The organism is Streptomyces sp. NPDC089424 (genome assembly GCF_044749345.1).
Classification (GTDB): domain Bacteria; phylum Actinomycetota; class Actinomycetes; order Streptomycetales; family Streptomycetaceae; genus Streptomyces.
Window position 1 is genome coordinate 799,597 of sequence record NZ_JBIVHU010000003.1, and the last position, 11,751, is coordinate 811,347.

Consider the following 11,751-nt stretch of genomic DNA (forward strand, 5'->3'; position numbering starts at 1 on the left):
CGGCATGCCCAACAAACCGACCGGCCACCGAGCGGCGTTCCTCGCTGCTGTCCAGGGCACCCGCGAGGCGCGCGGCACCTGGCGACGGCTCGCCGTCTACCCCTCCGTGCAGGGCTCTCGCGCCACCGTGGGCCGCATCAACCACGGTCGCGCCGACTTCGGCCCGGAAGGGTCATGGGAGGCGTACAGCACGGCATGCGAGCACGGCCAGGCCGTGTGGGCCCGGTACATCGGCGATGGCCCCGTGCCCCCGCCCCTGCCGGAGACCATGTCCGTGCGTATCCGCTACGACGGCGAGGAGCCCGGCTACCAGGGCGCGGGCGCCCTCGCCGTGACGATCTCCACCCGCTGTCCCCGTTGCGGCGGCCCGCGCGGATGGGACCAGGTGCGGCCCTACCGGTTCGCCCACGATGGCGAGCACATCACGGTTGACGCCTGGAAGAACCCGTGCGGCCACGAGGACCTCTACGCGGCCGTCCTGGCGGAGTCCCGGCAGGAGCAGCGCGCCACCCCGGTGGAGTTGGTCCAGGCCGCCTACGCCGCCCGTGAGATCGGCGTGCACGCAAGCCAGGTTGCCAACCTGCTGGACCGGTACGGGTACGACGACGCCGCCGCGCTGGTGCGGGGCGAGGTCAAGAACCGCGCGGGCAACTTCACCAGCCTCCAGGCGGTGGCGTTCCTCCAGGAACTCGGCGGTGGCTGCTGATGGGGCTGCACCGCGAGTACCACAGGATCGCTGACCACCCGCAGGTCGCCCAGCAGGCCCGCAGCCAGCCGGGCACGTGGGTACGGCTGGGCACCTACCGCAACGCGGAGACCGCCCGGCAGACCGCCTACTCCGTGCGCAACGGCAAGCTGCCCAGCTACGCCCCCCGCGGCTCGTTCCAGACCTGGCGGAGCCTCGACGACGGCCAGCGCACCGTGTGGGTGCGCTACACGGACGGCCAGGCCCTGGCCGCCAACCTCCCGGGGGAAATGCCGGCCCCGGTGCGCCTCGTGGCCGAGGCCCACTACGCCGCTGCGCTGTACCTCAGCGGCGGCCAGGCCGCCGACCTCCTCGCCGCGCACGGCTACACCGACGAGGCCGCCCAGGTGCGCGCTCTCGTCGCCGCCCACCGCAAGACCGGCGCCTTGCAGGTCGCCGCCCACCTTCTCCAGACCAGCGCCGCCCGGAAGGACTCTGCCCAGTGACCGCCACCATCTACGAGCCCACGATTCCTGGGATGGACCTGGCCCCGGAGGCCACCGTGGTCCTGCCCGTCGGTGACATGTGGGACCAGGAGTACCGCAAGCGCTGGCTGGCCGAGCGCCTGAGCGGCCTGGGCGGCTCCGACGTCGCCGTGCTGCTCGGGTTCATCAAGGGCAAGGGCCCATGGCACGTCTTCGAGGACAAGCACGGCCGCGGCAAGGACTTCGACACGGAAGCGATGGAGTTCGGCCGGGAGATGGAGGAGCCCATCGCCCGGGTGTTCTCCCGGCGCACCGGCATCCCCGTCGTCACACCGCCCGGCATGTATGCGAACGTCGAGCGGCCGTGGATGCGCGGCAACGTCGACCGGCTGGCGCTGGACGCGGACACCGGCGAGGTCGTCGGCCCGCTGGAGTGCAAGAACCGCACCGAGTGGCAGCTGACGGACTGGGAGCAGGACGAGGCGCCCGACGCCCCGCAGATCCAGAACCTCTGGTACCAGGCCGTGGGCGGCTGGCGCGGCGGCTACTGCGCGGCCTGCGTCGGCGGGAACAAGCTGCGTTGGCACCGGGTGGAGCGCCGTGAGGACCTGATCGGGCACCTGGTCCAGTGGACCGGCGACTGGTGGCAGCGCCACATCGTCGAGGGCGAGGAGCCCGACGCGGACGGCCTGCCCGGCACCAAGGACCTGCTGGCCCACCTGTGGGACGTCAAGGTCGACGCCGTCGCCGAGGTGGCCGTCGAGCAGGCCCGCAACCTGCGCCGCCGGGAGGCCGCCCTGGGCGCCGCGATCGAGCGCGCCCAGCGCCGCCTGGAGACGGTGCAGAACACCATGCGGCTGGTCTGCCGTGAGAACGAGATCGCCAAGACGCCGGGCGGAAAGGTCGCGTGGACCTGGAAGCAGAACGGCAACTTCGCCGGCACCAAGTTCGCGAAGACCCACCCGGAGTTGGCCGCCAAGTACGCCGTGACGAAGACCGGCATCGACACCAAGGCGCTCGCCAAGGACCACCCCGACCTGTACCGCGAGTTCCGCGCCCGCGTGCTGCGCGTGCCCTCCAAGGAGATCTGACCTTGACCGAGACGCTGATGAGCCGGGTCCTCGCCGCGACTGGCGGCGGGCGCCCCGCCCCCGAGGAGAACACCACCCAGGCGGTGGAGCCCCCGGTCGGGGAGGCCACCCCGGCCCAGGTGGACGCCGTCCAGGCCTACCTGGAAAAGCACGGCGCCAAGTTCCGCGACTCCCTGCCCGGCCACGTGCCGTATGAGGCGTTCCAGGCCGCCGTGGCCGGTCTGCTGCCCAAGGTCGCCGGTTGCACACCGGCGTCCCTGCGCCTGGCCCTGCTGACCTGCGCCCGGTTCGGCCTGCTGCCGGACGGCTTCGAGGCCACGATCCAGGTGCAGGGCACCAAGGCCGTGTTCGTGCCCACGTACAAGGGATACGTCCGGCTGATGTACCGGTCCGGCCTGGTGGCCTCCGTGCACTGCGGCCTGGTCCACGAACAGGACGAGTGGGAAGTGCGGCCCAGCACCCCGGCGCCGGACGACTTCACCCTCACGATCCGGCCGGAGCTGGACGAGGAGGAGCGCGGCAAGGCGCTGTTCGCGTACGCGTTCGTGGTCCTCAAGAACGGGTCGCGCTCGCAGGTGGTGTACGTCAACCGCGCCAAGGCGGCCGAGGTCCGCGACGAGTGGAGCTACGGCTACCAGCTCGCCAAGCAGCAGGGCCGCGAAGACTCCTACTGGCACCGGCACTTCGACCACGGCATGCAGAAGACCGCACTCAAGCGGTTGTTCCCATGGGTGCCGACGTCGGCGGAGCTGGTGGCACTCGCGCAGGCCGACGACGCCGGCGAGCGGGGCGACGTGCAGATCGTGCACGCGCCGAACCCGGAGCGGGTCGCCCTGATCGCCGAGGCCGAGCGGGCCCACCGCGCGGCAGAGAGCAGCCAGGAGACCACGCCCCTGCCGGCGAAGCGGTCCAAGCAGGGCCGCACCTACCGGGGCAAGAGGCAGCGCGGCGGCCGTAAGAGCCGGGTGAGCTGATGAGCCGCCCGCGCACGATCCCGGTCGGAGCTCGCTCCGGCCGGCTGGTCGCAACTCAGGAGCGGAAGCCCGGCGAAAAGCGGGTGCAGTGCGTCTGCGACTGCGGGGCGCAGCGCTCGGTGCGCTTCGCCGAGTGGGGCGTGACGAAGTCCTGCGGCTGCCTTTCGCGAGAGCTGTCCGCCGAGCGTCGCCGGACGCACGGTCGATTCGGTACGACGCTTTACACGACGTGGGCGCGCATGATCCAGCGCTGCACGAACCCGGACCACCCCCGGTGGGCGGATTACGGGGGCCGCGGAATCACCGTGTGCGAGAGGTGGCGCGACTTCTCCAACTTCCTCGCCGATATGGGCGAGTGCCCGCCTGGGCTGACGCTCGACCGGATTGACAACGACGGTGGCTATGAGCCGGGCAACTGCCGCTGGGCCGATTACTCGACACAGAACTTGAACCGGCGCCCTCACGACCACAAACACGGTCGGGACCCCGAGACGGGCCGATACCAGGCCACGGGGGGCGCTGCGTGAGCTGGTACCGAAAGCCGCTGGTCGGCTTTGACCTGGAGACGTCCGGCACGGACCCGGAGCGGGACTGCATCGTCACGGCCGCAGTCGTCCGTTGGGGCGGGGGCCTGGAGACCGAGCCCCGCTCCTGGGTGGCCGTGCCCGAGGTGGAGATTCCAGCCGAGGCGAGGGCGGTGCACGGGTGGACCACGGAGGAGGCGACCGCCCAGGGGCAGGACCCTGCGGTTGTCGTCGCCGAGGTCATCGACGTCCTGGTGGCCGCCGTGGAGGGCGGCCACCCCCTGGTCGTCATGAACGCCCCGTTCGACCTGACTCTCATGGACCGAGCGGCGCGGCGGCTGGGCGTTCGGCCGCTCGCCGAGCGGGTCACCCCGTACGTCCTTGACCCCCGTGTCCTGGACAAGCAGGTCGACCGCTACCGGAAGGGCCGGCGGCGCCTGGAGGACCTGTGCACTCACTGGTGCGCGTCGCTCCAGGGCCCGGCACACGACTCGCAGGTGGATGCGCTCGCCGCCTGTGACCTGGTGTACCGGATCGCCCGGCGCCACACCTGGCTTCAGCGCAAGACGTTGGCGCAGCTGCACGACGCCCAGCAGAAGTGGGCGAACCAGCAGAACGCGTCCTTCCGCGACCACCTGGCCCGCACGCCCGGCCGGGAGCTGGAAGCCCTGGACGTGCGCCTGGACTGGCCGATGGTCCCGGCCGCCACGGCGGCGGCCCTCGAGGAACACCGCGCCGACCCGCTGGCCGCCATGCACGCGGTCGGTGAGGTCGACGCCGCCGAGTACCACTACTGCACCCGCGAGCGCTCCACCCGCGCGCACGCCGTCACGGCTGACGGTCGGCGCAAGTGCTGGGGCTGCGGGAACGAAACGGACGGCAACCAGTGACCATGACTGTTGAGATCCCCACGCAGGGGCCCGCGTTCGCGTGGCCCGAAGGTGAGCAGTGCCCCAACTGCCCGTGCTGCTTCGCGGAGCTGTGCCAGCGTGGCGCGGCCCGCGTGCGGGAGTGCGTGAGTTGTGTCCGACCGCAGTACCGGGCGGACGTCTACGGCTGCCCGTGCTCGTCGCCGCTGAAGCGGGGCACCGCGGCCTGGCGGGCGGAGCGGCTGCGCGCGACCGTGCGCGCCACGGAGTGCCCGCTGCCCGCCTCGGTGGAGGTCGTCCTGCGGGCGCTGGCCCAGGGCGAGAAGGTCGAGGACCGCCAGGCGCTCGGCCTGCTGCGCGTGGGCGGGTTCGCCCAGGACACCGACGCCGGAGAATGGAGCATCTGCGAGCTGGGCCAGGTGTACCTGGACGCGCGCAGCGCTCCGCGGTTCAGGGCCTGCGTGGAGGTCGTGGCCGTCGACAGGGCGGCGCGGCTGGCCCAGGTGATCGTGGGCGCCTGGAGCCCGGTCCTGCCGGTGCCGGTGCTCCTGGAGCACCTGGTGGACTCCACCGGCCTGGCCGCCGACGAGCTCGCCGGCGTGTGGCTGGACGCGGACGCCAACTGCCACGCGACCACCCCTGACGACCTGGTCCTGACCCATATCCAGGTGGCGGAGCCGCTGCTGGGCGGGTTCATGGGCCCGGAGCAGACGCTGTCCCTGCGCGCCCTCCAGCTCGCACCGGCCGGGGGTGAGCGCGCGTGAACCACGGCGTGCAGACCATTCACGAGAGCACCCCGCAGGCCCGGCTGTTTGACGGGCCCCGGGTGGTCGGGGTGGACACCAGCCTGACCGCCACCGGCCTGGCCTCCTCGGAGGGTTGGTGCCGGGTGATCGGCTACGTGGACAAGACGAAGAAGAACCCCATCTCCAAGCTGCCGCGCGTCGAGCGGCTGGCCCACATGAACGTCCTCCTGGACGCGGTCCTGGCCGCCGTCGGCACGCCGGACCTGGCCGTCATCGAGGGCGCAGCGCTGTCCAAGGCGGCCGGCGGCGCGCATGAGCGCGGCTGGCTTTGGTGGCGGGTGTACGAGCGGCTGCTGGACGCCGGAATCCCGGTGGGGGTGGTGTCCACGAACCAGCGCATCCACTACGCCACAGGCAAGGGCACCGGCTCCAAGGGCGTGGTGCTGGAGCAGGTGGTGCGGCGCTGGCCTCAGTGGCAGACCGGCGGGAACGACAACTCCGCGGATGGCGTGGTGCTGATGGCCGCTGGCCGTGACTGGCTTGGCGCCCCGATCGGGGACGTGCCCAAGTTGCACCGCAAGGCCGTGGAAAACGCCGACTGGTCCGCCGCCCGCGCGGGGGTGCTGGCGTGAGCTGGGAGGCCGTGGCGAGGACCCTGCAGAACGGGGACCCCTGGGAGTTGTCGGACCTGGCCCTGGCCGCCGAGCACGGATGCAGCGTCAGGATGGTTGCCCGGGTACGCGCGGACCTGGCGTCTGCCTGCTTACCGGCGCGGCAAGCGGTCCGTGCGGCGGTCGTTGGAGGAAGTGTTCCGGGATCGGTCCCGGCCGGTCGCCGGTGGCCACCGGGAGTGGACGCGCCAGACCGGCGCCAGCGGCACCCCGGTGATCTCGCACCGGGGCCAGCACGTCACTGCCGGACGGGTCGCCTTCACGATCGCCCACGGGCGGGAGCCGGAGGGCCAGGTACGCCCGTCGTGCACGTTCCCGCACTGCGTGGAGCCCAGCCACCAGGCGGACCGGCTGATGCGCGACGCGGCCCGGGCCACCCTGGCAGAGGTGGCGTGATGGGCGACCGTCGCGAGCGGACCACCCGCACCCTCGTCGGCACCATGCTGGCGGGGGTCGGACGCGGGGAGCTGCTGGGTGTCGCACGGCGGCTGGCCGGTGCCCCCGAGATGGCCACATCCTGGCGCGGCCGGGACCTGGTCGCCGTGGCCCGGGCCGCCGACCTGGCCGCGCCGTTGCCCGAGCTGGACGAGGAGCGCGGGGAGCCGCTGCTGGCCGCCCTGGTCATGGGAGAGGTCGGCATGAGCATCGAGACCACGGCCGCGCGCCTGGGCACCCACGCGCGCCAGGTGTCCCGGTGGCGGGAGTCGGCGGAGGCGGGCCGTGCTTGACGTCTACCTCCAGGTGCTCGACGTCGTGCTGCCGGTCGTGGAGACCGTGCCGGTGTGGGGGCCGCTGCTGCTCGCCGGGACGGTCGCCGTCCTGGCGTGGCAGCGGCGGCCTGCCCGCCGGGCGGTGCCCGGACACGTCCGGGCCACGGTCCGGACGGGCGCGGACGCCAGCCCGGACAACCCCACCCCCAGCGCTGTGACCTGCACGGACACGGGTCCGGACGTGTCCGTGGACACCAGGGCGGACGCGTCCGGACACGAGGCAAGGGGCGAACAATGACGTCGATCTTTCCCGCCCGTAAGGCGCCGCAGAACCTGCCGCGGCCCGTCCACTGGGCGACCGCCGCCGTGTGCAAAAACCCCGACGTACACCCGGAGACGTGGTTCCCGGTCCCCACCGATCCGCTCGGCGTCGAGTACGCCAAGGCTCTGTGCCGGAGCTGCCCGGTGCAGATGCGGTGCCGTACGGACGCCCTCAACCGGGGCGAGGAGCACGGCGTCTGGGGCGGCCTGGACGAGAACGAGCTACGCGCCGTGCGCGCCGTGCGCCGGGCCGCCGCCGACAAGGAGGCCGCCCAAGAGAAGCAGGCCGCCCAGGAGCAGAAGGACGCCAGCGAACTCGCCAAGACCGGCTGACCCCCACACCACCTGACCCGCCCACCAACGAGGGGAGCCCCCTGTGGCCATCACCAGGAAAGAGCTCGGCATCCGGTTCGCCCCACCCAAGACGGACGAGGCCCGCAACGACATAAAGGCCCGCATCTCCGCCAAGGCCGAGGAACTGGCCGTGCTCATCCACGACCTGGTGCCCGGCTGCCGGGAGGAGTCCCAGGCCATCAAGGGCATTGAGATCGCCGTCCAGTGGGCGCACGACGCCGTGGACCGGCGCCTGGTGCTGCGCGGCGAGCGCGCCGCCCACCCGGCGCAGGACGAGCCCACGCCGACCCCCGCCAGGAACGGAGAGAAGTGATGGCAGCACAAGTCACCGGCCTGGGCGTGGACGACTACCAGGAGATCGTGGAGGCCCTGCTGGTCGCCGCCGATCATGCCGCCGGGCCCGAGGTCGCCGCGCGCCGCCGGGAGATCGCCGACCGGATCGGTGCGGCCCTGGAGACGCTGCCGCCGACGCGCGAGGCGCTGGAAGCCAGGCAGGCGGTGAACGGCCAGTGATCGGACCGGAGTCCCTGGAAGCGCTGGTGCGGGAGATCCTGCGGCACACCCTGGACAGTCGGCCCGCTGTGGCCGCATCGGTGCTGGACGTCATCACCGAACACGGCGACAGCGCGGACCTGTTCGGCGTGTGCTGCGCCGCCGCGGACACCGGCATGGTGGCGCTGCAAGCGCTGTTCCCGAACGCCGGGTTCGGCCCCGGCGAGGAGTGGACGCTTCCGCCCGCCATGTCGGACCAGTTGGCCGACGACCCGCACCGGCTGTTCGCCGTGCGGTTCATGACCGCCTACCTCAACGGCGACCACGCCATGGCCCTGGCGCTGTTCCGGGCCGCCGAGGCGGCCGGCTGCCAGGACCGCACGGAGTCCATCTGCTCCCTGCTCGCACACGTCCGCTGCCTCACCCTGCGGGCCGAGCAGGGACCCGCCACCCCCGACCCCGGAGGAGTTACCGCATGAGCACCGACGTCCAGCCCACGCGCGCGAAGTGGCAGCCCGTCAGGGGCGACGCCCGCGCCCGGATGCGTGCCCAGGCGGCCACGGACTACGCGACCGGGTCCAGCATCCGCGCCGTGGCCGCCCACCTGTCCGAGCACTGGGGGCCCGTCTCCTTCGGCCTGGCCCGGGACCTGCTGCTGGAGGCCGACGTACCCATGCGCTCCAAGTCTAGCACCCGACGTCGGCCGCGCCCCTGACCGTCCTCGTCCCGCTCCCGGAAGGCACCGCAGTGTCCAACCCCCTTCCCCGCCAGGTGATCGTGGCCGCAGGCCTGTGTGCGCTCCTCGTGCTGCTGTTCTCGTGCGCCGCAGCCAACCGCGGCAACGGCGAGGACGGCGACTGCCGCAGCCTCGGCCTGGTCGCCGTCCAGGCCACCCGCACCGCACGGCCGGCTGCCCCGCCGGCGCCCAGGCTGAGCAAGGCCCCGGCCCGTACGGCCCGACCGTCGAGCACCCCGGCCCGCACCGCTTCCGCCCGCCCGCACGGCCACGGCGGCCTGGACGTCGACCTGACCGTGTGCCCCTGAACCACCTTCCCAGCGCGGGCCCGGGCCGCCTCCCCCCTCCCTCGGCCCGGGCCCGCGCGCCCCCTCTCCGTCAAGGAAGGAGCCTCGCCATGCCTCGCCCCTCGCACTGCCCGGCCTGCGGTGCGGCGATCCGGTGGACCGTCACCGAGGCCCGCAATCGCCTGGCCGTCGACGTCGCGCCGGACCCGGCCGGGAACACGGCGGTGTCCCGGGACGGGCGCGGCACCTACCTGTCGCGCCGGCCGACCGAGGAGCTGCCGCTGGCGCCCTACGAGAAGTTGCACAAGCCGCACGTGGCCACCTGCAGGGGCCGCGAGGAGGAGCCGCTGACACGGTGCCTGGGCGTGATCCGCCTGGGCGACCGCCGCGGCCGGGACGAGCGGTGAACGCCTCCTCGCTGCCGCCGCTGGGCCGCTGCGCCCTGTGCGGCCACCAGCGGCACCTCAGCCCACACCGGTCGGTGCGGGACGGCCTCGTCCGGTCCCTGTGCACGCCGTGCTACTCGGGCGCCTCGCTCCGGGAGGAGGCCGGCCACCCCGTGGACTGGCAGCAGGCCGTGGCGACCAGCAGCGACGAGGAGCTAGCGCGGTGGCCGGAGGGGAAGCCGTAGCACCTCACCCCTGCGGGTGAACCTGCCTCCCACCTGCCAATTAATGGACCCAACACGACATGGACAACTTGTGTTGGCCAACACCGTCTGTGTACTTTCAAGATCCAGCCAGCGAGCGAGGCGCCGCCCGATACGGCGCCCCCGCACCCACCCAGAGCGACACGAGAGGAGGTGAGCAATGGCGATCACGTACCGGAGCCGCATCGAGCGGGGCCCCATGGCGGGGGACCACTTCACGCAGATCTCGAACGCCCTGTTCCGGGACGCCCGGATCAGCCTCAAGGCCAAGGGCCTGTTCGGCCTGATCTCAACCCACAGCGACGGCTACGGCCTGACCGTCGGCCGCATCAAGAAGTGGTGCAAGGAAGGCAAGGACGCAATCCGCGCCGCCCTGGAGGAATTGGAGTCGCACGGCTACCTCGAGCGCGAGCAGCAGCACGACGACGGCGGGAAGTTCGCTGGCGTCGTCTACCGCATCACGGACATGCCTGCCCACCTGTACGAGCTGTTCGGGGAGAACGCCCCCCAGCTCCCCACCAAGGCCCGTAAGTCCAGCTCTCCACCGATGTCGGGTTTTCCGGCAACGGATAACCCGGCACCGGAAAACCCGACACCTAAGAAGAACAACAACCACAAGAACACCAGGGTTGAAGAAGATCAGGAGGGACAAGCGCCTACGGCGCGCAGCGCCGGTGACGCCCGGAGGGCTACTGCGGGTAGTGGCGCGCGCGAGGCTGCAAGCGGCTCCGCCGCGACCAGCAAGACCCCCCGGCCGAAGAAGCAGCCCAAGCTGACCCGCGAGCAGGTCACCGCCATCGCTGCGGTGGAGGCCACCCTGCCCCTGCCCCTGGTGGAGCTGCTGCCCTACCGGCAACTGCCCACCAGCGTCCGGCACCTGGTGGCCCACGAGCTGGGCAACCGCACCGTGGACCAGCTCACGGCCCGGGTGGCCAGGCGTTGGGAGGCCCACGGCTACGCCCAGCAGGTGCTGTCCGCCGAGGGCCCCAGCGTCAGGCGGGCGGTGGGCATGGCCAACCGCCTGGTCGGCCCCAGCGAGTGCCCGGACCCGTCCTGCGAGGACGGCCGCATGATCGACACAGGCGCCGACTGCCCAGCCTGCCCGGAGCGCAAGGCGGACCGCCGCGCCCGTGGCGGCAAGGCCCCAGTGCCCGGCCAGCGAGAGGCCACCCCGTCCTGGGAGTGCGCCAACTGTGGCCGCCCCGGAAAGGGCGAGGCACCCGCTGACCTGGAGTGTCGCCGCTGCAAGCAAGAAGCGGAAGCGGCCTGCCGCGCTGCTGCCGCCCGCTGGGAGGCCCAGTTGGGCAACGACCCCGCCCAGACCCCCGAACCCCCGCAGGAGCCCGCCGAGGCCCCTCGACGGCCCGATACCGCCGAGACCGCCACGGCCGAGACCGACGACCAGCGCGCCGACCGCGAGGAACTGGACCGGCTGCGCGCCGAGATCGCCGCAGCCAACCCCGGCCTGGCCGCCATCGCAGAGAAAGCCAACCACTGATGTCCAAGCACCCGTCCACCCGCTGCCGGACCTGCGGCCTGCACCACGGCCACGTCCGCCACCCGGACGGCACCCCGCCGCCCCCGAACGGCTGCCGCTGGTGCGGAATCGACCGCGCCGAGCACCGCAACCGCCGCACCGCAGCGGCTGGCCTGCACACCTGGCAGGCACCCACCCCCGCCCAGGTCCTGGCCCGCATGCACGCCCGCCGCGCCGCCCGCGCCGAGTCCCGCCGCTTGGCCGCCGTCGACACCGCGTTCAGCCGGGCCGCCGGCCTGGTCGGCCCGGCCGAGCGCCGCCGCCGGGAGCGCGCCGCCCGCTCGGGCTGCCTCACCTGTGAGCACTTCCTGCCCGCCACCGCGCCCGAGGAGCCGTGCAACCCCGACGGCTGCGGCTGCACCGGCTACCCGGCCGCCTGCGACGTCCGCGCCGTCCCGGCCGGGACCGTCCTGCCCGTCGTTGGCTGCACCCGCTGGGAGGCCGCCAGCCCGGCCGTCGACCAGCGCCCCGCCGAGCCCGCGCCCGGCCACTTCCGGAGGGCCTGCGGCGAGATGAACCACAACCCGGTTGGCACAGAGGTGTTCTGCGAGATCGAGGACCCCGACCACGACGGGGACCACGACGCCGGCGACGGCACCACCTGGGAGCGGGAGGACTGA

Annotated in this window: 21 protein-coding genes; all 21 read left to right on the plus strand. The window is 72.8% G+C overall.

The genetic code is table 11. The features are described from left to right. Positions 1-4: 4 nt before the first annotated feature. The 21 genes from ACIP2X_RS18645 to ACIP2X_RS18745 all read left to right on the plus strand — a co-directional run bounded on the left by ACIP2X_RS18645 (position 5) and on the right by ACIP2X_RS18745 (position 11,751). Positions 5-706 carry a hypothetical protein gene (locus ACIP2X_RS18645; RefSeq protein WP_401674003.1) on the plus strand — a complete coding sequence of 234 codons (702 nt, stop codon included), beginning with the start codon at positions 5-7 and terminating at the stop codon, positions 704-706. Beyond that, a complete protein-coding gene (locus ACIP2X_RS18650; RefSeq protein ID WP_401674005.1) occupies positions 706-1,191 on the plus strand; it encodes a hypothetical protein in 486 nt (161 codons plus the stop codon). The genes ACIP2X_RS18645 and ACIP2X_RS18650 overlap by 1 nt, the downstream gene beginning before the upstream one ends. Continuing rightward, on the plus strand, positions 1,188-2,261 hold the full coding sequence (locus tag ACIP2X_RS18655) for a YqaJ viral recombinase family protein (protein ID WP_401674008.1): 1,074 nt from the start codon (positions 1,188-1,190) through the stop codon (positions 2,259-2,261). Before ACIP2X_RS18650 ends, ACIP2X_RS18655 begins: the two co-directional genes overlap by 4 nt. 2 nt (positions 2,262-2,263) lie before the next feature. After that, complete coding sequence (locus ACIP2X_RS18660; protein ID WP_401674010.1) at positions 2,264-3,235, plus strand: recombinase RecT; 972 nt, start codon at positions 2,264-2,266, stop codon at positions 3,233-3,235. Continuing rightward, a complete protein-coding gene (locus ACIP2X_RS18665) occupies positions 3,235-3,762 on the plus strand; it encodes a hypothetical protein (RefSeq protein ID WP_401674013.1) in 528 nt (175 codons plus the stop codon). Before ACIP2X_RS18660 ends, ACIP2X_RS18665 begins: the two co-directional genes overlap by 1 nt. Beyond that, entirely contained in the window at positions 3,759-4,649 is an 891-nt protein-coding gene (locus ACIP2X_RS18670; RefSeq protein WP_401674015.1) for an exonuclease domain-containing protein, read from the plus strand. Before ACIP2X_RS18665 ends, ACIP2X_RS18670 begins: the two co-directional genes overlap by 4 nt. Positions 4,650-4,651: 2 nt before the next feature. Beyond that, complete coding sequence (locus tag ACIP2X_RS18675; protein ID WP_401674017.1) at positions 4,652-5,392, plus strand: hypothetical protein; 741 nt, start codon at positions 4,652-4,654, stop codon at positions 5,390-5,392. An 8-nt stretch (positions 5,393-5,400) separates the two neighbouring features. Then, a complete protein-coding gene (locus ACIP2X_RS18680) occupies positions 5,401-6,006 on the plus strand; it encodes a hypothetical protein (RefSeq protein ID WP_401674020.1) in 606 nt (201 codons plus the stop codon). Positions 6,007-6,180: 174 nt separating this feature from the next. Beyond that, a complete protein-coding gene (locus ACIP2X_RS18685; protein ID WP_401674022.1) occupies positions 6,181-6,441 on the plus strand; it encodes a hypothetical protein in 261 nt (86 codons plus the stop codon). Further along, positions 6,441-6,773: a hypothetical protein gene (locus tag ACIP2X_RS18690; protein WP_401674025.1), complete on the plus strand. Its 333-nt coding sequence runs from the start codon at positions 6,441-6,443 to the stop codon at positions 6,771-6,773. The genes ACIP2X_RS18685 and ACIP2X_RS18690 overlap by 1 nt, the downstream gene beginning before the upstream one ends. Next, on the plus strand, positions 6,766-7,053 hold the full coding sequence (locus ACIP2X_RS18695; RefSeq protein ID WP_401674027.1) for a hypothetical protein: 288 nt from the start codon (positions 6,766-6,768) through the stop codon (positions 7,051-7,053). The genes ACIP2X_RS18690 and ACIP2X_RS18695 overlap by 8 nt, the downstream gene beginning before the upstream one ends. After that, a complete protein-coding gene (locus ACIP2X_RS18700; protein ID WP_401674029.1) occupies positions 7,050-7,409 on the plus strand; it encodes a WhiB family transcriptional regulator in 360 nt (119 codons plus the stop codon). Before ACIP2X_RS18695 ends, ACIP2X_RS18700 begins: the two co-directional genes overlap by 4 nt. A gap of 43 nt (positions 7,410-7,452) precedes the next feature. Continuing rightward, on the plus strand, positions 7,453-7,743 hold the full coding sequence (locus ACIP2X_RS18705) for a hypothetical protein (protein ID WP_401674032.1): 291 nt from the start codon (positions 7,453-7,455) through the stop codon (positions 7,741-7,743). Beyond that, on the plus strand, positions 7,743-7,943 hold the full coding sequence (locus ACIP2X_RS18710) for a hypothetical protein (protein WP_401674035.1): 201 nt from the start codon (positions 7,743-7,745) through the stop codon (positions 7,941-7,943). The genes ACIP2X_RS18705 and ACIP2X_RS18710 overlap by 1 nt, the downstream gene beginning before the upstream one ends. Next, the gene (locus tag ACIP2X_RS18715; protein WP_401674037.1) at positions 7,940-8,401 is read left to right on the plus strand and encodes a hypothetical protein; all 462 of its coding nucleotides are present in this window, start codon (positions 7,940-7,942) and stop codon (positions 8,399-8,401) included. The genes ACIP2X_RS18710 and ACIP2X_RS18715 overlap by 4 nt, the downstream gene beginning before the upstream one ends. Continuing rightward, complete coding sequence (locus tag ACIP2X_RS18720) at positions 8,398-8,637, plus strand: helix-turn-helix domain-containing protein (protein ID WP_401674040.1); 240 nt, start codon at positions 8,398-8,400, stop codon at positions 8,635-8,637. The genes ACIP2X_RS18715 and ACIP2X_RS18720 overlap by 4 nt, the downstream gene beginning before the upstream one ends. A gap of 32 nt (positions 8,638-8,669) precedes the next feature. Continuing rightward, positions 8,670-8,966 carry a hypothetical protein gene (locus ACIP2X_RS18725; RefSeq protein WP_401674042.1) on the plus strand — a complete coding sequence of 99 codons (297 nt, stop codon included), beginning with the start codon at positions 8,670-8,672 and terminating at the stop codon, positions 8,964-8,966. A gap of 89 nt (positions 8,967-9,055) precedes the next feature. Further along, positions 9,056-9,352 carry a hypothetical protein gene (locus ACIP2X_RS18730; protein ID WP_401674045.1) on the plus strand — a complete coding sequence of 99 codons (297 nt, stop codon included), beginning with the start codon at positions 9,056-9,058 and terminating at the stop codon, positions 9,350-9,352. Then, on the plus strand, positions 9,349-9,576 hold the full coding sequence (locus tag ACIP2X_RS18735; RefSeq protein WP_401674047.1) for a hypothetical protein: 228 nt from the start codon (positions 9,349-9,351) through the stop codon (positions 9,574-9,576). Before ACIP2X_RS18730 ends, ACIP2X_RS18735 begins: the two co-directional genes overlap by 4 nt. Before the next feature lie 178 nt (positions 9,577-9,754). Next, the gene (locus ACIP2X_RS18740; protein ID WP_401674049.1) at positions 9,755-11,092 is read left to right on the plus strand and encodes a helix-turn-helix domain-containing protein; all 1,338 of its coding nucleotides are present in this window, start codon (positions 9,755-9,757) and stop codon (positions 11,090-11,092) included. Beyond that, positions 11,092-11,751, plus strand: coding sequence for a hypothetical protein (locus ACIP2X_RS18745; RefSeq protein WP_401674052.1), 660 nt, complete (start codon positions 11,092-11,094; stop codon positions 11,749-11,751). The genes ACIP2X_RS18740 and ACIP2X_RS18745 overlap by 1 nt, the downstream gene beginning before the upstream one ends.

Bases quoted from the DNA above. Each gene is read 5' to 3' on its own strand.
- ACIP2X_RS18675 (WP_401674017.1), top strand. From the start codon at position 4,652: ATGACTGTTGAGATCCCCACGCAGGGGCCCGCGTTCGCGTGGCCCGAA.
- ACIP2X_RS18745 (WP_401674052.1), top strand. From the start codon at position 11,092: ATGTCCAAGCACCCGTCCACCCGCTGCCGGACCTGCGGCCTGCACCAC.
- ACIP2X_RS18690 (WP_401674025.1), top strand. From the start codon at position 6,441: ATGGGCGACCGTCGCGAGCGGACCACCCGCACCCTCGTCGGCACCATG.
- ACIP2X_RS18740 (WP_401674049.1), top strand. From the start codon at position 9,755: ATGGCGATCACGTACCGGAGCCGCATCGAGCGGGGCCCCATGGCGGGG.
- ACIP2X_RS18650 (WP_401674005.1), top strand. From the start codon at position 706: ATGGGGCTGCACCGCGAGTACCACAGGATCGCTGACCACCCGCAGGTC.
- ACIP2X_RS18645 (WP_401674003.1), top strand. From the start codon at position 5: ATGCCCAACAAACCGACCGGCCACCGAGCGGCGTTCCTCGCTGCTGTC.
- ACIP2X_RS18700 (WP_401674029.1), top strand. From the start codon at position 7,050: ATGACGTCGATCTTTCCCGCCCGTAAGGCGCCGCAGAACCTGCCGCGG.
- ACIP2X_RS18730 (WP_401674045.1), top strand. From the start codon at position 9,056: ATGCCTCGCCCCTCGCACTGCCCGGCCTGCGGTGCGGCGATCCGGTGG.
- ACIP2X_RS18665 (WP_401674013.1), top strand. From the start codon at position 3,235: ATGAGCCGCCCGCGCACGATCCCGGTCGGAGCTCGCTCCGGCCGGCTG.
- ACIP2X_RS18720 (WP_401674040.1), top strand. From the start codon at position 8,398: ATGAGCACCGACGTCCAGCCCACGCGCGCGAAGTGGCAGCCCGTCAGG.
- ACIP2X_RS18710 (WP_401674035.1), top strand. From the start codon at position 7,743: ATGGCAGCACAAGTCACCGGCCTGGGCGTGGACGACTACCAGGAGATC.